Annotated in this window: 25 protein-coding genes and 1 tRNA gene; 8 read left to right on the top strand and 18 right to left on the bottom strand. The window is 67.3% G+C overall.

Annotated features, from left to right (window positions below; translation table 11 throughout):
• Positions 1-42 precede the first annotated feature (42 nt).
• The 8 genes from RKE25_RS15360 to RKE25_RS15325 all read right to left on the bottom strand — a co-directional run bounded on the left by RKE25_RS15360 (position 43) and on the right by RKE25_RS15325 (position 9699).
• The gene (locus RKE25_RS15360) at positions 43-348 is read right to left on the bottom strand and encodes an antibiotic biosynthesis monooxygenase family protein (RefSeq protein WP_311838968.1); all 306 of its coding nucleotides are present in this window, start codon (positions 346-348) and stop codon (positions 43-45) included.
• Positions 349-463: 115 nt separating this feature from the next.
• Positions 464-1192, bottom strand: a complete 729-nt coding sequence (locus tag RKE25_RS15355; RefSeq protein ID WP_311838967.1) for a UDP-2,3-diacylglucosamine diphosphatase — start codon at positions 1190-1192, stop codon at positions 464-466.
• Between the two features lie 5 nt (positions 1193-1197).
• The gene (locus RKE25_RS15350) at positions 1198-1902 is read right to left on the bottom strand and encodes a peptidylprolyl isomerase (RefSeq protein WP_311838966.1); all 705 of its coding nucleotides are present in this window, start codon (positions 1900-1902) and stop codon (positions 1198-1200) included.
• A 104-nt stretch (positions 1903-2006) separates the two neighbouring features.
• Positions 2007-3524, bottom strand: a complete 1518-nt coding sequence (locus tag RKE25_RS15345; protein ID WP_311838965.1) for a Ppx/GppA phosphatase family protein — start codon at positions 3522-3524, stop codon at positions 2007-2009.
• A gap of 57 nt (positions 3525-3581) precedes the next feature.
• Positions 3582-5705 (bottom strand): polyphosphate kinase 1, encoded by a 2124-nt coding sequence (gene ppk1, locus RKE25_RS15340; protein ID WP_311838964.1) that lies wholly within the window; start codon positions 5703-5705, stop codon positions 3582-3584.
• Positions 5706-5792: 87 nt separating this feature from the next.
• Positions 5793-7061, bottom strand: a complete 1269-nt coding sequence (gene phoR / locus RKE25_RS15335) for a phosphate regulon sensor histidine kinase PhoR (RefSeq protein ID WP_311838963.1) — start codon at positions 7059-7061, stop codon at positions 5793-5795.
• 120 nt (positions 7062-7181) lie between these two features.
• Positions 7182-7871, bottom strand: a complete 690-nt coding sequence (phoB, locus tag RKE25_RS15330) for a phosphate regulon transcriptional regulator PhoB (protein WP_311838962.1) — start codon at positions 7869-7871, stop codon at positions 7182-7184.
• Positions 7872-8004: 133 nt separating this feature from the next.
• Positions 8005-9699 (bottom strand): M48 family metalloprotease, encoded by a 1695-nt coding sequence (locus RKE25_RS15325; RefSeq protein WP_311838961.1) that lies wholly within the window; start codon positions 9697-9699, stop codon positions 8005-8007.
• A 137-nt stretch (positions 9700-9836) separates the two neighbouring features.
• Between RKE25_RS15325 and grxC the strand changes: the two genes are divergently transcribed.
• From grxC to RKE25_RS15310, 3 genes are all read left to right on the top strand, one after another.
• The gene (grxC, locus tag RKE25_RS15320; protein ID WP_311838960.1) at positions 9837-10100 is read left to right on the top strand and encodes a glutaredoxin 3; all 264 of its coding nucleotides are present in this window, start codon (positions 9837-9839) and stop codon (positions 10098-10100) included.
• A complete protein-coding gene (locus tag RKE25_RS15315; RefSeq protein ID WP_311838959.1) occupies positions 10097-10495 on the top strand; it encodes a carboxymuconolactone decarboxylase family protein in 399 nt (132 codons plus the stop codon). Before grxC ends, RKE25_RS15315 begins: the two co-directional genes overlap by 4 nt.
• Positions 10496-10687: 192 nt before the next feature.
• A complete protein-coding gene (locus RKE25_RS15310) occupies positions 10688-11704 on the top strand; it encodes an isocitrate dehydrogenase (protein ID WP_311838958.1) in 1017 nt (338 codons plus the stop codon).
• A 74-nt stretch (positions 11705-11778) separates the two neighbouring features.
• On the opposite strand, the gene RKE25_RS15305 is transcribed toward RKE25_RS15310, so the two are convergent.
• The 8 genes from RKE25_RS15305 to RKE25_RS15270 all read right to left on the bottom strand — a co-directional run bounded on the left by RKE25_RS15305 (position 11779) and on the right by RKE25_RS15270 (position 18409).
• Positions 11779-12228 carry a carboxymuconolactone decarboxylase family protein gene (locus RKE25_RS15305; RefSeq protein ID WP_311838957.1) on the bottom strand — a complete coding sequence of 150 codons (450 nt, stop codon included), beginning with the start codon at positions 12226-12228 and terminating at the stop codon, positions 11779-11781.
• Between the two features lie 54 nt (positions 12229-12282).
• Entirely contained in the window at positions 12283-12741 is a 459-nt protein-coding gene (locus RKE25_RS15300) for a carboxymuconolactone decarboxylase family protein (protein ID WP_311838956.1), read from the bottom strand.
• A gap of 38 nt (positions 12742-12779) precedes the next feature.
• Complete coding sequence (gene sigJ / locus RKE25_RS15295) at positions 12780-13679, bottom strand: RNA polymerase sigma factor SigJ (protein ID WP_311838955.1); 900 nt, start codon at positions 13677-13679, stop codon at positions 12780-12782.
• Positions 13680-13752: 73 nt separating this feature from the next.
• Positions 13753-14679 (bottom strand): aspartyl/asparaginyl beta-hydroxylase domain-containing protein, encoded by a 927-nt coding sequence (locus tag RKE25_RS15290; RefSeq protein WP_311842405.1) that lies wholly within the window; start codon positions 14677-14679, stop codon positions 13753-13755.
• Positions 14680-14767: 88 nt separating this feature from the next.
• Complete coding sequence (gene thiD / locus RKE25_RS15285; RefSeq protein ID WP_311838954.1) at positions 14768-15562, bottom strand: bifunctional hydroxymethylpyrimidine kinase/phosphomethylpyrimidine kinase; 795 nt, start codon at positions 15560-15562, stop codon at positions 14768-14770.
• 54 nt (positions 15563-15616) lie between these two features.
• On the bottom strand, positions 15617-16996 hold the full coding sequence (locus RKE25_RS15280; protein ID WP_311838953.1) for a PhoH family protein: 1380 nt from the start codon (positions 16994-16996) through the stop codon (positions 15617-15619).
• Positions 16997-17141: 145 nt separating this feature from the next.
• Positions 17142-17603 (bottom strand): peroxiredoxin, encoded by a 462-nt coding sequence (locus RKE25_RS15275; RefSeq protein WP_311838952.1) that lies wholly within the window; start codon positions 17601-17603, stop codon positions 17142-17144.
• Positions 17604-17890: 287 nt separating this feature from the next.
• Positions 17891-18409 carry an ACT domain-containing protein gene (locus RKE25_RS15270; protein ID WP_311842404.1) on the bottom strand — a complete coding sequence of 173 codons (519 nt, stop codon included), beginning with the start codon at positions 18407-18409 and terminating at the stop codon, positions 17891-17893.
• Positions 18410-18568: 159 nt separating this feature from the next.
• Here RKE25_RS15270 and dapA point away from each other — a divergent pair, with 159 nt between their 5' ends.
• Positions 18569-19462, top strand: coding sequence for a 4-hydroxy-tetrahydrodipicolinate synthase (gene dapA, locus RKE25_RS15265; protein WP_311838951.1), 894 nt, complete (start codon positions 18569-18571; stop codon positions 19460-19462).
• Positions 19463-19496: 34 nt separating this feature from the next.
• Complete coding sequence (locus tag RKE25_RS15260; protein WP_311838950.1) at positions 19497-20087, top strand: hypothetical protein; 591 nt, start codon at positions 19497-19499, stop codon at positions 20085-20087.
• A 78-nt stretch (positions 20088-20165) separates the two neighbouring features.
• On the opposite strand, the gene fdxA is transcribed toward RKE25_RS15260, so the two are convergent.
• On the bottom strand, positions 20166-20489 hold the full coding sequence (gene fdxA, locus RKE25_RS15255; RefSeq protein ID WP_311838949.1) for a ferredoxin FdxA: 324 nt from the start codon (positions 20487-20489) through the stop codon (positions 20166-20168).
• Positions 20490-20541: 52 nt separating this feature from the next.
• Positions 20542-20617, bottom strand: a tRNA-Glu gene (locus RKE25_RS15250).
• 160 nt (positions 20618-20777) lie between these two features.
• On the opposite strand from RKE25_RS15250, the gene pcnB reads away from it, so the two are divergent.
• The 3 genes from pcnB to panB are packed head-to-tail and all read left to right on the top strand — an operon-like array spanning position 20778 to position 23502.
• Positions 20778-22136, top strand: a complete 1359-nt coding sequence (gene pcnB, locus RKE25_RS15245; protein ID WP_311838948.1) for a polynucleotide adenylyltransferase PcnB — start codon at positions 20778-20780, stop codon at positions 22134-22136.
• The gene (gene folK, locus RKE25_RS15240; RefSeq protein ID WP_311838947.1) at positions 22133-22615 is read left to right on the top strand and encodes a 2-amino-4-hydroxy-6-hydroxymethyldihydropteridine diphosphokinase; all 483 of its coding nucleotides are present in this window, start codon (positions 22133-22135) and stop codon (positions 22613-22615) included. The genes pcnB and folK overlap by 4 nt, the downstream gene beginning before the upstream one ends.
• 56 nt (positions 22616-22671) lie before the next feature.
• A complete protein-coding gene (gene panB, locus RKE25_RS15235) occupies positions 22672-23502 on the top strand; it encodes a 3-methyl-2-oxobutanoate hydroxymethyltransferase (RefSeq protein ID WP_311838946.1) in 831 nt (276 codons plus the stop codon).
• Positions 23503-23514 lie beyond the last annotated feature (12 nt).

Genomic DNA, 23514 nt, shown 5'->3' with positions numbered 1-23514 from the left:
GCTTGCCCGGATGAGGCGGCGCGGTGCGGCCATGCACTGTCTTCAGCGGCCGCCACGAAACACGGCCTTGCCCAAGCTGGAGTCGAGGCTGGCCAGTTCGAGGATCTGCGGAAAGTACGCCTTCATCCGCGGATCCGCCCGCATGGCCTCGACGGCGCCGGGGCTATCCCACTCCGAATAGATAACGACGCTGGCACCGTCGCCGCTGGCGATCAAACGGGTCGATCGCCAGCCTTGCAGCGTGCGGATCACGGTATCGATGTTCTGCTTCAGCAGCGCGATCAGCGCAGCCTGCTTGCCCGGCTCGACCTTCAGCAGGTTGACGAGAACAAGGGGGTCGGTGGTCATCGGCATGTCTCCTTCTGAGTGGACATACCAAGGACGAACCAGTGGGGCCAAACGGATCGCGTCTGGGAAAAATTTCTTGCCCCTGTGGCAGCAGCCTGCAGAGGGGCGGGCGGCATCAGGCCGGCGCGAGGCCCCGCAGTTCCACCTGTTCGGGCGTCACGCGCAGCACCGAGCCCTGTTCGTACCAGTCGCCGAGCACGATGCGCTCGGCCGGCTGGCCGTCCAGATCGAAGCGATGGATGGCCGGACGGTGGGTATGCCCATGGACCAGCCGGGTCACGCCGGCCTGGCGCATGGCGGTGGCCACGGCGTCCGCATTGACGTCCATGATGGTTTCCATGGTCGCGCCGGTGTGTGCACGGCTGTCTTCGCGCGCCTTCGCGGCAAAGGCGCGGCGGGCGTCGAGCGGCATGGCCAGGATCTGGTTCTTCCATTCGGGCGTACGTACCTGCCGGCGGACGGTCTGGTAGGCCACGTCGTCCGTGCACAGCAGGTCGCCATGCATCAGCAGGGTGGGGCGGCCGTAGAGGTCATGGACGGTGCCGTCGTCCAGCAAGGTAAAGCCCGCGCGCTGTGCGAAGGCTTCGCCGAGCAGGAAATCGCGGTTGCCCACCATGAAGTACACCGGCACCCCCGCGTCGCGCAGCCCGTGCGTGGCCTTGGCAATGCGCCTCGGCAGCTCGGCGTCGTCGTCGTCGCCGATCCACGCTTCCACCAGGTCGCCGAGGATGTAGACGGCATCTGCGGTGCGGGCTTCGTCCCCGGCGAGGAAATCCTCGAACAGCTGGGTGATCTGTGGCCGGCTCGCATCCAGGTGCAGGTCGGCGATGAAAAGGGTATGCATCCAGCTCAGCCCTTGACGTTCTTCTTCGGGGCCGGCTTGGCCGGGGCGGCGGGCGCGGCGGCCTGCGGTGCCGGCGTGGAGGACGCGCTGGCAGGCGGGGTCTCGCCCAGCACATAGGCGGTGTCGACGACCACCAGCGGGTTGGGAACGTCGTTGGCGAACGGCCCCAGCGCGCGCGTCGGCAGGGCGGCGATCTTGTCGACCACGTCCATGCCCTTGACCACCTTGCCGAACACCGTGAAGCCCCAGGTCATGCCGTTCTGGTTGCTGACGTAGTCGAGCCGGCGGTTGTCCACGAGATTGAAGAAGAACTGCGAGGTGCCCGAGTTGAGGTCGGCACCGCGAGCCACCGCGATGGTGCCACGCAGATTGGACAAACCGTTGTCGGCCTCGCTGGCGACCGCGGAACGCGTGCGCTTGGGCTGCAAGTCGCGGGTATAGAGGCCGCCCTGCACCATGTAACCGGCGATCGCGCGATGCATGACCGTGCCGTTGTAGAAGCCTTCGCGCACGTACTGAAGGAAGTTCGCGACGCTCTTGGGCGCCTTGTCAGGAAACAGTTCGATGGTGATGTCACCCATCGAGGTGTGCATCACCACGTCGGGATGCGGCTGGCCGGCCGGCGTGGCCGTCGCGGCCGGTTTGGCCGCCTGGGCGGCGGCGGCGAGCGGCAGGATCAGCAGGGCGAGGAGGCACAGGAGTCGTTGCATGGCGTGTCGGGCGGCGTCAGGCATCCGCGCATGATACGCGGGCGGGGTGAGGCTGGCCTTAAGGGCAAGCACGGGAACAGCGGGAAAGGGCGCGCGCGGCACCATCAGATCGTGGTCAGCTCGAGCGCGAGGCCCAGTTCCGCCATGGGCGAGAGTTCCTGCTCGAGGTCCGCTTCCGTCAGCGGGTGCTGCTCGAGCCAGGCGGCCGGCAAAGCCAGGCGCAGGCGCTGGCTGGTGGCGGCCAGGCGCATCTGCGGCAGGGATTCGGGACGGCGCGCGCGGCGGAACAGCACGGCGAGGCGCAGCAGCGCGGTGATCTGCCGGGCCAGCGCGCGATAGCGCTGGGGCAGGGCGGAGAACAGCGCCTTGTCCGGCTTGCGGCGATGCGCTTCCACGACGACGGCGAGCAGTTGCTGTTCCTGGCGCGAGAAGCCGGCCAGGTCCGCGTGGCGCAGGATGTACGCGCCGTGGTGGTGATGCTGGCTGTGGGCGATGGCCAGGCCGATCTCGTGCACGCGTGCCACCCACGAGAGCCACTCGCGTGCCTCGCCGTCGAGTTTCCACGACTTGGCGACCTGGTCGAACAGCATCAGCGCGGTGGATTCCACGCGGCGGGCCTGGGCGCGGTCCACGCCATAGCGTGCCGCCAGGGCATCGATGCTGGCGGTGCGCGGGTCGGTGCCGCCGGCGCGGCCGAGCAGGTCCCACAGCAGGCCTTCGCGCATCGAGCTCTCGCAGACGCGCATGCGCTGGATGCCCAGGGCTTCGAACGCTGCCTCGAAAATCACCACGCCGCCGGCGATCACCGGCGCGCGGTCGTCGGACAGCCCGGGCAGCTTGATCGCGCTGATCTGGCCTTGCGCGAGCAGGGCGTCGCGCAGCGACGCCAGCGAGGCGGGCGTGATGCCGTCGTCGGAGAACTTCATCGCCTGCACCACGGCACCGATGGCCTTGGCCGTGCCGGACGAGCCGAAAGCGTCCACCCAGCCGGCTTCGCGGTAATCCTCGGCGAACTGCTGGAGCAGCACGCCCAGCTCGCCGTTGGCGCGCTGCCAGCGCTTGCGGTTGAGCTTGCCGCCGGGAAAGAAACGCATGGTGGAGGCGATGCAGCCGGCCTGCACACTCTCGGTGTGCATCGGGGCGAGGCCGCGGCCGATGATGAATTCGGTGCTGCCGCCGCCGACGTCGATGATCAGGCGGTTCTCGCGCGAGGCGGGCAGGTCGTGGGAGGCGCCCAGGAAGATCAGGCGTCCTTCTTCACGGCCGGACACGATTTCCACCGGGTGCCCGAGCGCGGCTTCGGCGGCGGTGAGGAAGGCCTGCGGCGAGGCCAGCCGGCGCACGGTATTGGTCGCCACGGCGCGTACACGCGCCGAAGGCAGGCCGGCGATGCGCTGGCCGAAGCGGGCCAGGCAGTTGAGCGCACGGGCGCGGTGCTCGGCATCGAGCGTACCGTCGGTGCGCAGGCCGGCGGCCATGCGCACGGTGTCGCGCAGGCGGTCGATCACCCGCGGCTCCCCGTGCTCGACCCGGGCCACCACCATGTGAAAGCTGTTGGAACCCATATCGATGGCCGCTATGAGCTCGCCATCCTTGATCGGGGTCTGTTCGCCTTGAATCATGCGGGGCTGGTTCCGTGCGATTGAAGGCGGATTCTCGCACGCGCGCGCGCGCCTGCGTCAGCCGGGCGCGCGGCCCGTCAAAGGGGCGACCGGGCTGAGCTTGTCCAGCAGGAACAGCTGGGCGCTGTGGGGCGGATCTTCGCCCGGTTGCGCGCGCGTGTAGCGCCCGTCGCTGCCGAGTAGCCAGGCCTGGGTGTTGTCCGCCAGGTAGTTGGCGAGGGTTTCGTCGTAGACGCGCTGGGCCAGCGTCGGATCGAGGATGGGGAAGGCCACTTCGATGCGGCGCATGAGATTGCGTTCCATCCAGTCGGCGCTCGCGCAATAGATCTCCGGCGCGCCGTCGTTGGCGAACCAGTACACCCGGCTGTGCTCGAGGAAGCGGCCCACGATCGAACGCACCCGGATGCGCTCGGAGATGCCCGGCAAGCCGGGGCGCAGCGTGCAGGCGCCGCGCACGATCAGGTCGATCTCGACGCCCGCCTGCGAGGCACGGTACAGCGCCTCGATCACGTGGGCCTCGTTAAGTGCGTTGAGCTTGGCCACGATGCGCGCGGGCCGGCCCGCCATCGCGTGGGCGGTTTCGCGCTCGATCTTCGCCACCACGCTCTTGTACAGCGTGAAGGGCGAGTGCAGCAGGCGCTTGAGCTGGATCATCGGGCCCAGGCCGGAAAGCTGCTGGAAGACCTTGTGCAGGTCCTCGCCGATTTCCGGGTGCGAGGTCATCAGGCCGATGTCGGTGTACGCGCGGCTGTTGGCCTGGTGGTAGTTGCCGGTGGACAGGTGCACGTAGCGCCGCAGCACGTCGCCTTCGCGGCGCACGATCAGCAGCATCTTGGCGTGCGTCTTGTAGCCCACCACGCCATAGACCACCTGCACGCCGGCTTCCTGCAGGCGCGTGGCGAGGCGGATGTTCGCCTCCTCGTCGAAGCGCGCGCGCAGTTCGATCACGACGGTGACGTCCTTGCCGTTGCGCGCGGCCTCCACCAGCAGATCCACCAGCGGCGTATCGGCGCCGGCGCGGTACAGGGTCTGCTTGATGGCGAGTACGGCCGGGTCCTGCGCCGCCTGGCGCAGCAGGTCCACCACGGTGGCGAAGGACTCGTACGGGTGGTGCAGCAGCACGTCGCGGTCGCGCAGCACTTCGAACTTGCACTTGCTGGCATCGAAGGCCTTGGGCAGCTGTGGCGTGAAGCGGAGGAACTTCAGCGTCGGCCGGTCCAGGCTGTCGTACACGCTGCCGGCGCGAATGATGTTCACTGGGCCGTCGCAACGGTAGACGTCGCTCTCTTCCAACCCGAAGTTGGCGATCAGCATGGAGGCGATCGCCTTGGGGCAGTCCGCGCCGATCTCCAGCCGCACCGGCTTGGCGTAGCCGCGGCCGAGCAGTTCCTCGCTGAGCGCGCGGGCGAGGTTCTCGACCTCGGCTTCTTCCACCATCAGCTCGCTGTTGCGGGTGACGCGGAACTGGTACGAGCCGGCCACCTTGAAGCCGGGAAACATCTGGTCGACGAAGCCCTGCAGCAGCTCGGCCAGGAACACGAAATGGTCGCCCGGGCCGCAGACTTCGTTGGGCAGGCGGATGATGCGCGGCAGGGAGCGCGGCGCCCGCACCAGTGCCATGTGGCCCTCGCGCCCGAACGCGTCGCGTCCTTTCAACACCACGGCGAGATTGAGCGTCTTGTTGAGAATGCGCGGGAACGGATGCGCCGGGTCCAGGCCGAGCGGCGAGAGCACGGGAAGCACTTCGTTCTCGAAATAGCCCTGCAGCCAGCGGCGCTGCCGGTCGGTCCAGCGGTTGCGGGTGAGGAAGTGGATGTCTTCCTTGTCCAGCGCCGGCTTCAGTTCTTCCTGCCACGTGGCGTACTGCTCGGTGACCAGGTCCAGCACGCGCTTGCGGATGCGCGCCAGCAGCTCGGCCGAGGGGATGCCGTCCGGGCCCGGCGCGGCGGAGCCGAAACTGTGGTGATGCTTGAGCATGGCCACGCGTACCTCGAAAAATTCGTCGAGATTGTTGGCCACGATGCTCAGGAAGCGCAGCCGCTCCAGCACGGGGACTTCCGGATCGCGCGCCTGGGCCAGCACGCGGAAGTTGAATTCCAGCGCCGCCAGCTCGCGGCTGAGGTACAGCTCGGGAGCGGCGGGGTCGATCTCGGGGGAGGGAGTGGCGGGTTTGCGGCGCATCGTCGCATTCTGGCCGATGCGGAGCGCCAGCTCATGCGGCGGTGCCGCGTAGCGTGATCCGCTGCTCGGCTCCGGCGGGCCGGGCGGTCAGATCTCGTCCGGGCTGCCGGGCTTGAGCAGGCGTTCCGGGCCGAAAATGCAGGAAAAGGTCGATCCCTGGCCCGGCTCGCTGGCGATGTCCAGGCGCGCCTGGTGCAGGTTCAGCACGTGCTTGACGATGGACAGGCCCAGGCCGGTGCCGCCGCTGTCGCGCGAGCGGCTGGAGGATACCCGGTAGAAGCGCTCGGTCAGGCGGGCCAGGTGGGCGGCCGGGATGCCGAAGCCGGTATCGCTGACCGAATAGGTGGCGCCTTCGGGCGTCCGCTTCCAGCGGATCGTGATGCTGCCCCCGGTGGGCGTATAGCGCACCGCGTTGCTCACCAGGTTGGACAGCGCGCTGTGCAGGTCCTTGGCCGAACCGAGCAGGTCGGCCTCGGCCGTGTTTTCCACCGTGATGTGATGGCGTCCCTGGCTGAGCGCCTCGGCCTCCTTGCGCAGGGTGGCGAGCAGCGGCGTCATGGGGACGCGCTCGTCGGTAACATGTTCCTGGGTCTCCAGGCGCGACAGCGTGAGCAGGTCCTCCACGATCTGGCCCATCCGCTTGGACTGCGCGCGCATCTCGCCCAGCACGGGGGCGAGTTCCGGCACGTCCTCCGGGTCGATCAGCTCGAGGTAGCCGTGGATCACGGTGAGCGGCGTGCGCAGCTCGTGCGACACGTTCGCCACGAAGTCGCGGCGGATCTGCTCCAGCCGGGTCAGGTGGCTGATGTCGCGCGCCAGCAGCAGGCGTTGCCTGCGCCCGAAGGGAAGCAGGGTGACGTTGATGTGGCGATTGGGATGGCCGGGCGCCACGACGTCGTTGAGCGGCTCGTGTGCGCCATCCTGCAGCCAGCCGGCGAGTTCCGTGGTGCCCAGGCGTTCGTGCAAGTGGATGCCGCGGTCGTGCGGACGACGCAGGCCGAGCAGATCTTCCGCGGCGTGGTTGAACCAGCGCACGTGTTGCTCGTTGTCCAACAGGACGACGGCATCCGGCAGGCTGCCGGCGGCGCTGCGCAGGTCGCGCAGACTGGAGGCGATGCGACGGGAACGCGTCATGAAGCGGTCATGCTGCAAGGGGCTGATGGTGGGGTGCGGCGGCATGATGTGCCGTGTTTCATGACGGATTCGGGTCAGCAGCAAGACGGTTTCGGCGATCGCGACGAGAGCCACGCCGAGTGTCGTGCCCGCGCCGCTCAACCAGCCGGCCAGGCCGCCCGCCAGCAGTCCGGCCGCGAGGGCGGCCGGCAGTTTCCAGGAGCGGTCGAAAGGCTCAGGCATGGGAATCGGGCCGTGGTTGCCGAAAGGCGAGCAAGCATATCGGCAAACTTCTTCGGACCGGCAAGCGCCGCCAGACCGGCGGGCGCCTGCCGCCCCCGCAGGGACATTCCCGGCCGGGGTTCAGACGCTCGCCGAGAAGCGGTAACCCGCGCCGCGCACGGTCTGCACCATGTCGTCGAGCTTCCATGGCTCCAGCGTCTTGCGCAGGCGGCGGATGTGCACGTCGACCGTGCGCTCCTCCACGTACACGCTGCCGCCCCACACATGGTCGAGCAGCTGGGCGCGCGAGTAGACGCGCTCAGGGTGGGTCATGAAGAAATACAGAAGGCGGTATTCGGTCGGGCCGATCGGCACCGAGTCCTCGCCCGCGAACACGCGGTGCGCGGGGCCGTCGATGCGCAGGCCGCCCAGCTCCACCATGCCCGAGCCGTCGTCGCCCTGGCTGCGGCGCAGTACCGCCTTGATGCGGGCGATCAGCTCGCGGGTGGAGAAGGGCTTGACGACGTAGTCATCCACGCCGGCTTCGAGGCCATTGACCCGGTCCATCTCCTCGCCGCGGGCGGTGAGCATGATGATCGGGACTTCCCTGCTCAGCTCCTCCTTGCGGAGACGGCGGGCCAGTTCCAGGCCGCTGGTGCCCGGGAGCATCCAGTCCAGCAGGATCAGGTCCGGTACCTGTTCGGCGATGGCGATCTGGGCGGCCCGGGCGTCGGCGGCGTGGACGGCGTCCATCCCGGCCTTGCGCAGGGCAAAGGCGACCATGTCGCGGATCGAAGCTTCGTCTTCGACGATAAGAATGCGCTTGTGCACGTATGGGTCCGCTTGGGGGCCTGTGACGCAAATATTGCAACGATCCAATGTTACGCCCGGATGACATTTCACGAAGGCGCAACGAAATCGTCCGAAGACAGGCGTGACCGCTACGTGCAGGAGGACGGAAAACTCAGCGGTCCGAGGCGCTGAAACAGAGGCGGCCGCCGCAGGAGCCGTCCTGGCGCTGCCATTGCTGGGCGCGGCCTTCGGGGTTGTCCTCGGTCTGTACCTTGCGCTTGCGCAGCTCCATGACCAGCGGGGTGAGGTCGGCGATGCGGGCCTGGATGCGTGCGCGGGCGTAGTAGTCCAGATCCTGGCGCTGCAGCAGGCGCTTGAGCTGTTCCATGGCGTCGAATGGGCGGCCAGAGAGATAGCTGGCGTCGGCGTAGGCTTCCCCCGCGCGCACGGTATCGCCGGCCTTCTCGCTGGCGCGCGCATAGCTGCGGTAGAGCTCGGGCTCGTCGGCGTTATCCAGCATGGGGCGCAGCATGTCCGCCGCCTGGGTGGCGTCGGCGTTACTGCCGTTGTCCGTCAGTGCCCTGGCGTAGCCGAGGGCGATCGCGCGGTTGCGCGGCGACTGGCGATTCAGCTCGGCATAGAGCGCCAGTGCCTCGCCGCGCTGGCCGGCCTGCAGCCTGGCGTCGGCCATGGCCAGTTGCACGATCTGGTTGGCGGGGAAGTTCTTCAAGAGCGGCTGCAGCTGTTCCACCGCCTTGGCGCCGCGCCCGCTACGGATGAGGGCGAGGGCGTAGCCGTAGCGGTTGGCGGGCGTGTCGAACTCGGGATGTGAGCTGAAGTTGGACGCGTAGTAGGTACTGAGCTGCAGCGCATCGCCGGCCAGCACGCGGACGCGTTCGCGCATCAGCGGATAGGTTTCCAGCCCGTCCTTCTTTCCCGCCGCGGGGGCAAGCTGCGTCGGGTCTTTCACATAGGGAATCGGCGCCGTGCTTTTTTCCCACTGGCTCTTGACCAGGGTGGGTGCGGTGGGACGCTGCTTCTGTTGCGCGGCCAGCGTTCCGGCGCGCGATTTCGCGTCGCTGATGCGCGAAAGCGTCACCGGATGGGTCTGCAGGAGTTCGGGTACGTCGCGATCGCCGCCCGAGCCTGCACGCAGCGTGTCCTGCATGCGCTCGAAGAAGCTGGCCATCGCGTTGGGGTCGTAGCCGGCATTGGACAGCGTCAGGATGCCGGCGCGATCGGCTTCGACCTCGTCCTTGCGGGTGAAGTTGATCTGGCGCTGGAGCATGAGCCCCTGGCCGCCCATCAGCACCGCGCTCGCCGCGTCGCCCGCGTGAGCGCCCGCGCCGGCGGCGATCGCGCCGAGCAGCACCAGCGCCATCAGCGGAGCGTCCTTCTTCGAGGCTTCGAAGGCGCGCTGCAGATGGTTCTGCGTGATGTGGCCGATTTCGTGGGCGATCACGCCGGCCAGTTCGCTTTCGCTATTGGTGATGTCGATCAGGCCCGAATTGACCGCGATATAGCCGCCCGGCGCGGCGAACGCGTTGATCACGTCTTCCTTGACGATGAAGAACGAGAAGTGGTCCTTGGGCTTGTCGCTGGCGGCGACCAGGCGGTAGCCGAGGTCGTTGATGTAGTCGTCCAGCATGGCGTCGTCCACCACCATGTCCAGCGCGCGCATCTGTCGCAGCATGGCGGCGCCGTAATCCTGCGCCTCCTGGGGGGAGACCAGGGCGTTGGCGGAGCTGCCCAGGTCGGGCAGGCGGACGCTGGTGTCCTGGGCGCCGGCGCCCGCGCCGAACGCCATCAGGGCACAGGCGAGGGCGGTGACGAGGGGGCGGGGAGCGGTACGTGGTGCCATGCGCATAGGTGGGTGACAATATCACTTGTGACCGCGTCTCATGGGCCCGGTTCACCGCTGCCCGCCCACCCGCAGGCGGCTTGTTTTCGGGGGTCGTGGCCCCCAACTAGGCCGCCATCGCCGTTTCCTTCCCGGAGTCCGTCGTGCCCAAGATCGAGGTCTATTCGACCCACTATTGCCCCTACTGCGTGTCCGCCAAGAACCTGTTGAAGTCCAAGGGATTGGAATGGACAGAGGTGATGGTCGACGCCGACCCGTCGCGCCGCGACGAGATGCTCCAGCGCAGCGGCGGCCGCCGCACGGTGCCGCAGATCTTCATCAACGACCAGCATGTGGGCGGCTTCGACGACCTGGTGGCCGCCGACCGCAGCGGCAAGCTGGCCCAGTTGCTGGGAGCTGCCGCATGAGCGCCGGCAACGAGGGCAAGGACCGCGTCGCGGAATTCACCGCGTTCCGCCAGCGCATGAACGAGCGCATCCTGGCCGAAGACAACCAGGTCGTGCGCCGCTTCTTCGCCCTGGACACGCAGACCTACAAGCCGGGCGCGCTGGACGTGAAGACCAAGGAACTGCTGGGCCTGGTCGCGTCGATGGTGCTGCGCTGCGACGACTGCATCAGCTATCACGTGGCCCAATGCAAGGAGGCGGGCGTCACCCGCGAGGAGTTTTTCGAGACCTTCAGCGTGGGCCTGGTCGTGGGCGGTTCCATCGTGATCCCGCACCTGCGGCGGGCGGTCGATTTCCTGGACCAGCTCGAATCGGGCGCTTCCGCCACCGGCGAGAACTGCGCGAGCCACGCCTGAGGCGACCCGGAGCCCGGCCATGCGCCGGGCTCTTCCGTGCGAGTTTCCGAAATGCTCCGTGCGAGGATTTGCAACGCGCCACGGAGTGCCCGCACTGGCCGCTCCCGATGGCATCGGGGATAATTGGGAGGATTTTTCGGCCGGCTCTCCCACGCCGCGCCGCACGGCATTTTTCCTCCAAGGAGTTCCCCCATGAGCAAGACCATCGCCGTTATTCCGGGTGACGGCATCGGCCCGGAAATCATGAAAGCGACGCTGCGCGTGCTCGACGCACTGGATTGCGGCCTGTCCTACGACTTCGTCGACGCCGGCATGGTGGCGCTCGAAAAGCACGGCGACCTGCTGCCCAAGGCCACGCTCGACGCCATCGCCCAGCACAAGGTGGCCCTGAAGGGCCCGCTGACCACGCCGATCGGCGGCGGCTTCACCTCCATCAACGTCACCCTGCGCCGCCACTTCGACCTGTACGCCAACGTGCGTCCGGCGATCAGCTTCCCGGGCACCAAGGCGCGCTTCGAAAACATCGACATCATCACGGTGCGCGAGAACACCGAAGGCGCCTACCTCTCTGAAGGCCAGACGCTTTCCGAGGACGGCGAAGTCGCCACCTCGATGGTGCGCAACACCCGCAAGGGCAGCACGCGCATCGTGAAGTACGCCTTCGAGATGGCCCGCAAGAAGGGCCGCAAGAAGGTGACCGCGGTGCACAAGGCGAACATCATGAAGACCAGCTCCGGCCTGTTCCTCAATGTCGCCCGCGAGATCGCCAAGGAATATCCGGACATCGAGTTCAACGAGATGATCGTCGACAACACCTGCATGCAGCTGGTGATGAAGCCGGAACAGTTCGACGTGATCGTCACCACCAACCTGTTCGGCGACATCCTGTCGGATCTGTGCGCCGGCCTAGTGGGCGGCCTGGGCCTCGCTCCGGGCGACAACATCGGCGAAGGCGCGGCGATCTTCGAGGCGGTGCACGGCTCGGCGCCGGACATTGCCGGCAAGGGCATCGCCAATCCCTGCGCGCTGCTGCTGGCCGCCGCCGACATGCTCGACCACCTGGGCATGGCCGACAAAGGCAACAAGATCCGTACCGCGATCCGCGACACCCTCACCAACGACCGCGATGCGGTCACGCCGGACCTGGGCGGCAAGGGCAATACCGACAGCTTCGGCGATGCCATCGTCAAGCGCGTCAAGGCGGCCTGAGTTCGCCATCGCCCCGTGAAAAAGCCGCGGCGTTCGCCGCGGCTTTTTTTCGCCGAAGGTCCGCGCGGGTGCGCTCAGTGCGCCCCGGGCTTATAGCTTCCCGGCGCCACGCGGTATGGAATCGCAATGCGGTTCCAGGCGTTCATCAGCACCACGGTCATGTTGAGATCCACCAGCCCTTTCTCACCGAATGCGGCGAGCGCCGCGGCATAGACATCATCGGGCACGCCGTGATCGCCCAGCCGCGTCACGGCCTCCGCCCAGGCCAGGGCCGCGCGTTCGCGCTCGCTGTAGAAGGACGTCTCGCGCCATGCATGCAACAGGTAGAGCCGCTGCTCGGTCTCGCCGGCGGCGCGTGCGTCCTGGCTGTGCATGTCGAGGCAGAAGGCGCAGCCGTTGAGCTGAGAGACGCGCATGAAGATCAGTTCGATGAGTGGCTGTTCCAGCCCGCTCTGGCGGATGTAGTCCTGCAGTTCGCGCAGCGGCGCGATGGCCTGGGGATAGGCACGGTAATTGAGTCGCATGGTCGTCGCTCGAAAGAGGGAGTGGCGCCGCCACGAGGGCGGCGCGGGACAGGGTCAGCCGAACATGCCAGGCTTGTAGCCGCCGGCCACGGTGTGCGCCGCGAGGTTCAGGCGGTTCCAGGTATTGATCGTGGTCACTAGCAGAGTGAGATCGACCAGCTCCTTCTCGTTGAAGTGCTTGCTGGTCGCTTCGTACAGAGCGTCGGGTACCGGATCGTTCGGCGCGAGCCGGGTGAGCGCCTCGGCCCAGGCGAACGCAGCGCGTTCGCGTTCGCTATAGAACGGTGCCTCGCGCCAGCCCGGCAGTACGTAGAGCCGCTGTTCGGTTTCGCCGGCGGCGCGCGCATCCTTGCTGTGCATGTCGAGGCAATAGGCGCAGCCATTGATCTGCGAGACGCGCATCAGCACAAGATTGATCAACGCCGGTTCCAGGGAGCCGGACTCGATGTTCTTGGTGAGCGTAAGCAGCGGCTGTACGGCGGCGAAATGCTTCTGGAGATTGAAACGGGACATGGTGGGCTCCTTGGATGAGAAGCGGCCGGAATGGCCGTTCAATGCAAGGACGCGGAACCCGCCGATTTCGTGACTGCCTCGATGCGCGCCAGCTTATCCGGATGGCGAATGGCATGGATCGCCGTGATGTGCTCGTCCTCGGCCTCCACCCACATCACCGACGTCAGGCGGCCCTCCGACCAGATCAGCAGCGCCGGCGCACCGTTCAGCGTGCTCAGCTCGTATGCCGTGCCAGGCCCATTGGAGTTGAGCGCGATCTGCCGGTACAGCAGGGCCAGGCGATCGGCGCCATGGAGCGGCCGAAGCACGGCCGTGACCACGCCGCCGCCATCGGAAATGTGCACCGCGTCCTCGGCGAACAGGGCACGCAGGGAATCGAGGTTGGGATGTTCCATCGCGGCGACGAAACGCTGCAGCAGGCGCTGCTGCGCGGCGCGGTCCACCTGGAAGCGCGGCCGGCCTTCGCGCAGGCGCAGCTTGGCGCGGTGCACGCGCTGGCGGCAGGCGTCTTCGGCGATGCCCAGGATCGCGGCGGTCTCCGCGTGGCTGTAGTCGAACACCTCTTTCAGCAGGAAGGCGGCGCGTTCCTCCGGGCTCAGGCGTTCCAACAGCAGCAGGAAGGACAGGCTCAGGCTCTCGGCGCGTTCCAGCGCATCGGCGGGGGCCTCCTCGGACGGTTCCAGCGGTTCCGGCAGCCAGGGGCCGCTGTAGTGCTCCCGCTCCGTCTTGGCGCGGCGCAGGCGGTCCAGGGCCAGGCGGGTGGTCACCGTGACCAGCCAGGCCTCCGGGTCGTCGAGCGTCGAGGTGTCCTGCTCGTGCCAGCGCAGCCAGGCGTCGTGCAGCACGTCCTCGGCGTCGGCTGGGCGACCGAGCATGCGGTAGGCCAGGCCGAACAGGCGCTGGCGATGCTGCTGGAACAGAGCGGTCTGGGCGTCCATGAAAGGCTCCTGGTCAGGGGGGCGATGCCAGGACGCGCCAGCCGGCCGGAACGTGACAGGTCCCGGCGCGGCCTCAGCGCACGAATGGGTAGGGTGCCAGGAACACCAGCCAGATCATCAGCACGATGCCGATGTACTTGACCACCCGGAACAACTTCGGATGACGCTTTTTGAAGGCCCGGCTGCGCTCGCGCGAACGCTGGTTCAGCGCGAACATCTGGTTGACGAAGCCGGTCTTCTCCTCGGGCGACTCGGTGTTCGGCGAGGCGGTGATCTTGCCCATGAAGGCCCCGACCCGGCGATTGATCGCCGTCATCCAGCGCGTCCGCAGCGGGCGCTCGACGTCGGCGAACAGGATGACGCGGGTCTGGTCGGTGCGGTTCTCGGCCCAGTGCACATAGGTCTCGTCGAACACTACGTCCTTGCCGTCGCCCCAGCTGTGGATCTCGCCGTCGACGAAGATGCGGCAGTCTTCCGAGTTCGGTGTGATCAGGCCCAGGTGGTAGCGCAACGAGCCGGCGAACGGATCGCGATGCGGATTGAGCTTGCTGCCCGGCGGCAGCAGGGCGAACATCGCCGCCTTCACGCTGGGGATGGCGTTGAGCAGCTTCACCGTCTCCGGGCACAGCGCCTCGGCCGAGGCCAGCGGCTCGCCGTACCACTTCAGGTAGAAGCGCTTCCAGCCCTGCTTGAAGAAGCTGTTGAAGCTGGCGTCGTTGTGCTTTTCGGCGGCGCGGATGTAGCCCTCGTCGAACAGATGCATCGCTTCTTCGCGGATCGTCTGCCAGTTCGCCTGCAGCAGGTCCAGCTGGGGAAATCCGCGACGGTCGAGGATCGGCCGCGCCGGTACCGCCGAGAAGGTGTACATCAGCAGGTTGTACGGGGCGAACACCGCCGAATGGTCCACCAGCTGCCGGTCGAAGCGCAGCCGGGCGCGACCGCGCAGGTGCACTGCAAGTACGCACAGCGCGAACAGCGCAAAGATGAGCAGCAGGATCAGGCGCGGGGCGAGGATCATGTCGATGGCAGAAGGAACCGGTAGGAATCGCCGGCCATTCTACCCCCATGCCGCCGTGGGCTCCGCGCGCTCAATGCCGCAGCACGAGAACCTTGCCGCCACCCGGGCGATAACCCTGGGCCAGCGCGCGCTGGACATAGGTAACCGCGTGCCGGACGGCCGCGCGCGGTGCGCGTCCCTTGGCCAGTTCGGCTGCGATGGCCGAGGCGAGGGTGCAGCCGGTGCCGTGGCCTTCCACGCGCAGGCGAGGGTGGCGAAGTTCCATCACGCCTTGGGCGTCGTAGAAGCGGTCGATCACTTCACCCCCTTTGGCATGGCCGCCCTTGAGTAGCACCGCGGCGGCGCCGAGTTCCAGCAGCGCTTCCCCGGCGCGGTCGTAGTCGCGTGCCGTACGGATCGGGTGGCCAAGCAGGGCCTCCGCTTCCGGCAGGTTGGGGGTCAGGATATCGGCGAGCGGGATGAGCTCGCCGACCATCGCCTGGACCGCGTCCTCGGTGAGCAGGCGCGCGCCGCTGGTCGAGATCATCACCGGGTCCACCACCAGCCAGGCCGGCCGGCGCTGGCGCATTTCCCGCGCGACCAGCCGCGTGATGGCGGCATTGCCGAGCATGCCGGTCTTCACCGCACCGATCGGAAAATCATCGAACACGGCGGCGATCTGGCTACGGATGTGCGCCAGCGGCACTGGATGCACGGCGGTGACCCCACGCGTGTTCTGCGAGGTGATGGCCGCGATGGCCGACAGACCGTGCACGCCGCGGGCGTGGAAGGTTTTCAGGTCGGCCTGGATGCCCGCGCCGCCGCCGGAATCGGAGCCGGCGATGGTGAGGGCGGTGGGAGGCGTAGTCTCGTGGGTTCTTTGCATGGTGATCGCCGTCCGGCACAGGCCGGAACGGCGATTGTCCCATGAGGGGGCTTACTACAGCGCTTCGGAAGCGAAGTCCGCCAATCGCGACCGCTCGCCGCGACGCAAGGTGATGTGCGCCGAATGCTCCCAGTTCTTGAAGCGGTCCACCGCGTAGGTCAGGCCGGATGTCGTCTCCGTCAGGTAAGGCGTGTCGATCTGTTCCACGTTGCCGAGGCACACGATCTTGGTGCCGGGGCCGGCGCGGGTGATCAGCGTCTTCATCTGCTTGGGCGTGAGGTTCTGTGCCTCGTCGATGATCAGGTAGCGCGAGAGGAAGGTACGGCCGCGCATGAAGTTGAGCGAACGGATCTTGATGCGCGACGCCAGCAGGTCGTTGGTGGCCTGGCGTCCCCAGCTGCCACCCTCCTCGGGGTTGGCGAGCACCTCCAGGTTGTCGGTGAGCGCGCCCATCCACGGGGTCATCTTTTCCTCCTCCGTGCCGGGCAGGAAGCCGATGTCCTCGCCGACGGAGACCGTGGCGCGCGTCATGATGATTTCGCGGTAGCGCTGCTGGTCCATCACCTGGGCCAGGCCGGCGGCCAGGGCCAGCAGGGTCTTGCCGGTGCCGGCGGTACCCAGCAGGGTCACGAAGTCGACATCCGGGTCCATCAGCACGTTGAGCGCGAAATTCTGCTCGCGATTGCGCGCGGCGATGCCCCACACGGCATGGTTGGCGTGGCTGTGGTCATCGAGCAGCACCAGCGTGGCGTCTTCTTCGTCGACGTGCAGCACGCGCAGTTCGACGCTGTTGTCGCCGGGCAGGAACAGGCACTGGTTCGGGTGCCAGTCTTCGTCCTCGTGGCGCCGGACCTTGTAATAGGTGCGGCCGCGCTCGTTCCACGATTGCACTTCCGGGTGGCGGTCCCAGAACTCTTCGGTGAGTTCCGCCGAGCCGGTGTAGAGCAGAGCGAAATCGTCCAGCGCGCGATCATTCTCGTAGTCCTCCGCATCGATGCCATAGATCTTGGCTTTGATGCGCAGGTTGATGTCCTTGCTGACCAGGATCACCGAACGATCCGGGTTCTGGTCGCGCAATTCGATCACGGCGGCCAGGATGAGGTTGTCCGCCTTGCCGTGTCCGTTGGTGGCCCGCTGCTGGAAGTACAGCCGCCCCACCGTGCCGCCGCGCTTGAGCTTGATGCCCTGCGGGCTGGACAGCTCCAGGCCGTTGCTGATCCCGTGGCCGTTGCCTTGCTCGATCAGCTCGTTGAGGAAACGACTCACCTGGCGTCCGTTGCGCGAAACCTCGGACCCGCCTTTCTTCTTTTCGTCCAGCTCCTCCAGCACTGTCATGGGGATGAACACGTCGTGTTCTTCGAAGCGGAATAGCGACGTGGGATCGTGCAGCAGAACGTTGGTGTCGAGAGCGTAAATGCGCTTGCTTCCGGTCATACGGAAGTTGCCTCGCTGGCTTGCTGGTGGATGGAACGCGGCACGCTGGGTGCCGTGGGAGTCCGGCCCGGCCGGCCGGAAAGCGCGAGTCCTCCGCATCGGCGCGAAGGGCGCCGATGCGGTGGGACGGATGCGTCGTGAGGCTTCACTTGGCGGGGATGGCGTCGAGTACGGCCTGAGCGTGGCCCGGAACTTTCACGTTGCGCCATTCCTGGACCAGCCTGCCTTCGGGGTCGATGAGGAAGGTACTTCGTACGACACCCATGTGACGTTTTCCGTACAGCACCTTCTCGTGGATCACGTCGAAGGCCTGGCACCAGGTTTCCTCGGGGTCGGAAACGAGAGGGAAGGGCAGTTCCTGCTTGGCAGCGAAGTTGGCGTGCGATTTTGCCGAGTCGCGGGATACGCCGACGATCTGTGCGTTGCGCTTGCGGAACGTCGGGTACAGGTCGCGGAAGTCCTTTGCCTCGTTGGTGCAACCCGGAGTGCTGTCCTTGGGGTAGAAGTAGACGACCACCCATTGGCCCTTCAGGCTGTCGAGCTTCAGTTCGCTGCCGTCGCCGGTGATGCCTTTGAGCTTGGGGGCCTTTTTGCCGATGTCTGGCATGACGTCTCCTGCGGAACCGTGGCGCGGTTCCGGCTTCTTGTTGTCGTGGGTGAGCGAGGCTGGCGACCGTCGGTCGGCGCGGAGTGGAAGGCGGCGCATCGTGCGAGTGGGATCGCTCGATCTGCGTATTGCATGCGCGCCGGCCCTCCGGTGTTGCCTCTTCGGGACCAAGACTAGCGCGCCGGCGCCGGCCGATGACAGCCCTTGTCAACCGATACGAGGCGGGCGCATGCTGGGTCTCCCGCGCAGAATGCGCCGGAACGGTTTTTTTTCCGGCGGCGGAGAGGTCAGAACTTCACCGGATCCATGATGGCATCCAGGTTCAGTCCGTCGCAGAACTCCAGGAAGTCATCGCGCAATGCGGCGATGTGCGTGTCGGCGGGAATCCCCACCGTGATCTGGGCCTGGAACATCTGCGCGCCGGTCTGCATGGCCTGATAGCGCATGGAATGCAGCTGTTCCACGGCAATGCCATGGCGATCGAAGAAGTCGATGATCCGCACCAGGATGCCCGGCCGGTCCGCCGAAATGACTTCCACCAGATAAGGCAGCAGCCGGGAAGCCTGGCCGCGGGCGTCGGTGCGGTAGTGCACCAGGTGCAGGTCCTCCTCGCGGGCGACCTTGGTCAAGGCCGATTCCAGCTTGGCCACTGCGTCCCAGGAGCCGGTCGCGAGCAGGGTCAGCGAGGTATCCATGCCGATCGTCGCGACCCGGGCGTCGGCCAGGTTGCAGCCAGCGTCGGCGATCCGGCGGGCGAGACCCAGCAAGGGAGTCCGCGATGACGGGGTCAGCGTCTGGATCAGCAGCTGATGGTCGTTGCCGGTACGTGAGGAACGGTTCAAGAGAATGGCCTGTGGCTAGGCGGCGCACTGCACGGGACGGCGGCGCGAGGCCCGGGGAGCTTACTTGTCGCCCCTCCGAGGTCGCAAGTAACATGCGGAGCTTGGCTTTTGCCGGAGTGTGTCTTGAAGATTCGTGGAAGCATCTGCGCCCTGGCGACCCCGTTCACGTCGGACGGCGCGCTGGATCTGGACGCCTTCGGGCGCCTGCTCGACTACCAGATCGCGGGCGGGACCGAAGCGGTGGTGGTCGCCGGCTCCACCGGCGAGGCGCACATGCTCGAGCATGACGAATACGAGAAACTCCTGGCCTTCGCGGTGCAGCGGGTGGCCGGGCGCATCACGGTGATCGCCGGCACGGGCGAGGCGGGTACGGCCAAGACCGTCGCCTTGACGCGCCGCGCCAAGGAACTGGGCGCCCATGCCGCCCTCGTGGTGGCGCCGTTCTACGTGCGCCCGACGCAGGAAGGCCTGCGCCGCCATTTCACGGAGGTCGCCGACAAGGGCGGCCTGCCGGTCATCCTCTACAACGTGCCCACGCGCACCGGCTGCGACCTGCTGCCCGAGACCGCCGCGGCGCTGCGTGACCACGCCTCCATCATCGGCATCAAAGAAGCTGTCGGCAGCGACGAGCGCATCCACGCGCTGGCGGAACTTGCGCGCGCGGATTTCGTCTACCTGTCCGGTGACGACCCGACTGCCGGCAAAGCCATGTTGGCCGGCGCGGCCGGTACCATCTCGGTGGTGGCAAACCTGGCGCCCAAGGCATTCCGCGAGCTCTGCGACGCGGCGACCGCCGGCGACAGGGTGGCCACGGCGCGCTGTGACGAGGCGCTCAGGCCGCTGGTGCAGGCGCTCAACTGCGCGCCCAACCCCATCGCCGTGAAGGCCGGCCTGCCGGTCCTGGGGCTGGGTTCGGCGGTGCCGCGCCTGCCGCTGGTTGAACTGCAGGAAGGGGCGGAGCGGACGCGCATCGCCGAAGCGCTCACGGCTCTGGCATCCTTGGCAAATGCGGCCTGACGGCCGCCCGATCTCTCAACGGAACTCCAATTCAATGAAGAAATCCCCGCTCGTCGTCGCCTTCCCGGCCCTGGCCCTGTCCGCCTTGCTGCTTTCCGGCTGTGGCATGTTCCGCTCGGAGAAGGCCTGGGAAGCCGCCAAGCAGGAATCGCCGCTGGAGATCCCGCCGGGCCTGGACACCCCCTCGACCAGCGCCGCGCTGGTGATCCCCGAGCAGGGTGCCAACAACCCGACCGCCAACGGCGCCACCGCCCGGGTGGGCAAGGGTGGCGGCGTGATCGCCGACGGCTTCGTGCTTTCCGATACGGTCGACAACGCCTACCGCCGCGTGGGCCAGGCCCTCGAGCAGGGGGACATCGGCCAGGTCGTCGCCCACGACGATGCCGCCCATACCTATACGCTGAGCGTGGTGGCCTCGGCCGCCCAGGGCAACAAGCCGGGCTTCTTCCGCCGCATGTTCGGCGGCGGCAAGCAGTCGGCCGCCGCGCCCGGCGCAGCGCCGCACCAGGTGCAGGTGGCGATCGGCCCCAGCGGCCAGAGTGCCAGCGAGGTTCGCGCGCAGGGCGACGCCGCGTCCGTGGCCAAGGTGGTCGATACCCTCAAGGCGCGCCTGGGCGGGAGCTGATCCCGCCCTCCCTGGCCTTGCTCGGCCCACAAAAAAAGCCGCCCTTGAGGCGGCTTTTTTATGGCAGACGGAATGGAGTCAGCGCTGCAGATACTTCAGCTTGTGTGGCTGGTTTTCCCATTCCTTCGCGTCCGGCAGGCCATCCTTGCGCTCGGTGATCACCGGCCAGTCTTTCGCCAGCTCGGCATTCAGCGCCACGAACTGTTCCTGCCCGGCGGGCACGTCGTCTTCCGGATAGATCGCATTGATCGGGCACTCCGGCTCGCAGAGGGTGCAGTCGATGCACTCGTCCGGATCGATCACGAGGAAGTTGGGACCTTCGTGGAAGGCGTCGACGGGGCATACTTCGACGCAGTCGGTGTACTTGCACTTGATGCAGTTGTCGGTGACGACAAAGGTCATGCTGTCGCGCGCCTTGGAGTATGCCGGGAAGGGGTCTGTGCGGACCCGGAAGTGGCGCTCCCTACGAGGTTCGAACTCGTGTTCCCGCCTTGAGAGGGCGGTGTCCTAGGCCACTAGACGAAGGGAGCGAAAAGCACCGGAGCGCGGTAGTATAGCGGAATTGTTTCGGCCGGCAATGCCTCCGCGACAACGTTTCATGCCCGCGGCGATGACGCCGCCATGGGGCTTTTCCCGGGTCCAACCGGGGCAGCCGCGCGGGCACCCTTTCGCTGCAAGGATTCAAACCGCTTGAACTTGAAAGCAAGGAACGAGGCAACGCCGTCGCTGCGCATCATTCCGCGCGAGCAGCACGTGATATCGCGCAAGAACATCAGCAAGGCCGCGCTGCGCGTGCTGTACCGCCTTCATGAAGCCGGCTACGACGCCTTTCTGGTCGGGGGCGCCGTGCGCGATCTCCTGCTCGGCGGACACCCGAAAGACTTCGACGTGGCCACCAACGCTACGCCGGAAGACGTCAAGAAGCTTTTCCGCAATTGCCGCCTGATCGGCCGCCGTTTCCGCCTGGCCCACGTGGTCTATGGGCCGGAGATCATCGAGGTGGCCACTTTCCGCGGTACTGGCGAGGACGACGGCGAGGGCGGCGACCGCCACATCGTCGACGGCCGCATCGTGCGCGACAACGTCTGGGGCAGCATCGAGGAGGACGCGCTGCGCCGCGACTTCCGCGTCAACGCGCTCTACTACGACATCAGCGATTTCTCCGTGCGCGACTATGTCGGCGGCATGCAGGACGTGGAGAACCGCGTATTGCACCTGATCGGCGATCCGGTCACCCGCTATCGCGAGGACCCCGTGCGCATGCTGCGCGCGGTGCGCCTGGCAGCGAAGCTGAACTTCCGCATCGACGCCGCAGCCGCGGCGCCGTTCGAGGAGCTCGGTCCGCTGCTGCTGGACGCGTCGCCGGCGCGGCTGTTCGACGAATCGCTCAAGCTGTTCCTGAGCGGGCATGGCCTGAAGAGCTTCCGCATGCTCGAACAGAGCGGGCTGCTCAAGTTCATGTTTCCGGCGACCGCGCGCTCGCTCAAGCGTGGCGACGAGGCCTTGCGGGCCTTGATCGAGGAAGGGCTGCGCAATACCGACGCGCGCGTTGCCGAAGGCAAGTCGGTGACGCCGGCCTTCCTGTTCGCCGTGCTGCTGTGGGGCGAGGTACGCGACTTGGCGCATGCGTGGATCGTCAAGGGCGTCGAGCCTTCGCAGGCCTGGGGTCGCGCGGTCGCCCACGTGGTGTCCGAGCAGTGCCAGCGAGTAGCTATCCCGCGGCGCTTCACCATCACCATGGAAGAGATCTGGGCGCTGCAGCCGCGGTTCGAGCAGGTGCAGCGCAAGCGCGTGTTCCGCCTGATGGCGCATCCGCGCTTCCGTGCCGCGTTCGATTTCCTGTTGCTGCGCAAGGCGGAATCGGCCGCCATTGGCGAGCTGGGGCAGTGGTGGCTGCACGCACAGCAGTTGCCGCAGGAGACCCTGGCCGCCGCGCTGTCCGGCGCACCGGGCGCCGACGTGCCGCCCACGGGCGGCGGTTCGCCCGCGCCCAAGCCGCGCAAGCGCCGGCGCCGACGCAAGCCCGACGGCAAGTCGGGCGCCGCGTGACCATCGCGTACGTCGCGCTTGGCAGCAATCTTGGCGATTCTCGGCGGTACCTGACGGAAGCCATCGACGCCATGGAGCGGTTGCCGCAGACGCGGGTAGACGGCCGCTCGCGCATCTACCGCACGCCGCCATGGGGCGTGGTAGACCAGCCTCCTTTTCTCAACGCGGCCGTACGGCTCGATACCGCGCTGGCTCCGGCTGAACTGCTGGATGCCCTGCTAGGCATCGAGCGCGCCGCCGGCCGCGTGCGGGAAGGCGAGCGCTGGGGGCCGCGCACGCTGGACCTGGACCTGCTGCACATGGATGGCGTGCGTAGCGACGATCTCCGCCTGACCCTGCCGCACCCGCGCATCGCCGAGCGCGCCTTCGTGCTGCTGCCGCTGAACGACCTGGCGCCGGATCTGGAGATTCCCGGCCAGGGCCATGTCGCCGCCATGCTTGCCGCCCTGGATCCCAGTGGGTGCGAGGCCTTGCCTTGAGCCTTTTGTGCGATGCGGCGGATAATCGGCGTCTTCCTTTTCCCTAAGGAATCTCCGTGTACGTTCAAAACGCCAACGCCCCCGTCCGCAAGCCCGTGACCGTTCCCGGCCTGCGCGCCATGAAGGCCGAGGGCCGGCGGATCGTCATGCTTACCGCTTACGACTACAGCTTCGCCTGGCAGCTGGAAGCCGCGGGCGTCGACGTCGCTCTCGTTGGCGATTCCCTGGGCATGGTGGTGCAGGGGCACAAGAGCACGCTGCCTGTGACGCTGGATCACATGGTCTATCACACGGCCGCGGTGGCCCGCGGTCTCTCCGCTACGCTGCTGATCAGCGACCTGCCTTTCATGGCCGACCGTGACGTGCCGCACCTGCTGGAGGCCGGCGCGCGACTGGTGGGAGAAGGCGGCGCGGCGGCTGTGAAGATCGAAGGCGCCGCGCCTCATATCCTGGACGGCATCCATGCGCTGGTGACGCGGGCGATCCCGGTGTGCGCACATCTCGGCCTGACCCCGCAATCGGTGCACAAGTTCGGCGGTTTCCGTATTCAGGGCCGCGAGCAGGAGGCCGCCGACCGCGTCGTGGCCGAAGCCGAGGCCGTGGAACAGGCCGGTGCGGACTTGCTCGTGCTCGAAGGCGTGCCGACCGCGCTGGGCCAGCGCGTCACCGAGGCGGTCGGCATCCCGGTGATCGGCATCGGCGCCGGGCCGCATTGCGACGGCCAGGTGTTGGTGCTGCAGGACATGCTCGGCATCACGCCGGGCAAGCGGCCGAAGTTCAGCAAGGATTTCCTGGCCGGGCGCGATTCTGTCGCGGCCGCGATCGCCGCCTATGCCGAGGACGTGCGCAGCGGCGCTTTCCCGGCCCCCGAACACTGCTTCAGCTGAGACCAGACTTCC

The organism is Dyella sp. BiH032, from assembly GCF_031954525.1.
Taxonomy (GTDB): Bacteria; Pseudomonadota; Gammaproteobacteria; order Xanthomonadales; family Rhodanobacteraceae; genus Dyella_D.
Note: the sequence above shows the minus strand (reverse complement) of the source record. Positions and strands in the feature narration are given on the sequence as shown.

Excerpts from the sequence above, each read along its gene's own strand:
- RKE25_RS15360 (WP_311838968.1), bottom strand. The coding sequence starts at position 348 with ATGACCACCGACCCCCTTGTTCTCGTCAACCTGCTGAAGGTCGAGCCG.
- RKE25_RS15355 (WP_311838967.1), bottom strand. The coding sequence starts at position 1,192 with ATGCATACCCTTTTCATCGCCGACCTGCACCTGGATGCGAGCCGGCCA.
- RKE25_RS15350 (WP_311838966.1), bottom strand. The coding sequence starts at position 1,902 with ATGCAACGACTCCTGTGCCTCCTCGCCCTGCTGATCCTGCCGCTCGCC.
- RKE25_RS15345 (WP_311838965.1), bottom strand. The coding sequence starts at position 3,524 with ATGATTCAAGGCGAACAGACCCCGATCAAGGATGGCGAGCTCATAGCG.
- ppk1 (WP_311838964.1), bottom strand. The coding sequence starts at position 5,705 with ATGCGCCGCAAACCCGCCACTCCCTCCCCCGAGATCGACCCCGCCGCT.
- phoR (WP_311838963.1), bottom strand. The coding sequence starts at position 7,061 with ATGCCTGAGCCTTTCGACCGCTCCTGGAAACTGCCGGCCGCCCTCGCG.
- RKE25_RS15325 (WP_311838961.1), bottom strand. The coding sequence starts at position 9,699 with ATGCGCATGGCACCACGTACCGCTCCCCGCCCCCTCGTCACCGCCCTC.
- RKE25_RS15315 (WP_311838959.1), top strand. The coding sequence starts at position 10,097 with ATGAGCGCCGGCAACGAGGGCAAGGACCGCGTCGCGGAATTCACCGCG.
- RKE25_RS15310 (WP_311838958.1), top strand. The coding sequence starts at position 10,688 with ATGAGCAAGACCATCGCCGTTATTCCGGGTGACGGCATCGGCCCGGAA.
- RKE25_RS15305 (WP_311838957.1), bottom strand. The coding sequence starts at position 12,228 with ATGCGACTCAATTACCGTGCCTATCCCCAGGCCATCGCGCCGCTGCGC.
- RKE25_RS15300 (WP_311838956.1), bottom strand. The coding sequence starts at position 12,741 with ATGTCCCGTTTCAATCTCCAGAAGCATTTCGCCGCCGTACAGCCGCTG.
- sigJ (WP_311838955.1), bottom strand. The coding sequence starts at position 13,679 with ATGGACGCCCAGACCGCTCTGTTCCAGCAGCATCGCCAGCGCCTGTTC.
- thiD (WP_311838954.1), bottom strand. The coding sequence starts at position 15,562 with ATGCAAAGAACCCACGAGACTACGCCTCCCACCGCCCTCACCATCGCC.
- RKE25_RS15280 (WP_311838953.1), bottom strand. The coding sequence starts at position 16,996 with ATGACCGGAAGCAAGCGCATTTACGCTCTCGACACCAACGTTCTGCTG.
- RKE25_RS15275 (WP_311838952.1), bottom strand. The coding sequence starts at position 17,603 with ATGCCAGACATCGGCAAAAAGGCCCCCAAGCTCAAAGGCATCACCGGC.
- RKE25_RS15260 (WP_311838950.1), top strand. The coding sequence starts at position 19,497 with ATGAAGAAATCCCCGCTCGTCGTCGCCTTCCCGGCCCTGGCCCTGTCC.
- fdxA (WP_311838949.1), bottom strand. The coding sequence starts at position 20,489 with ATGACCTTTGTCGTCACCGACAACTGCATCAAGTGCAAGTACACCGAC.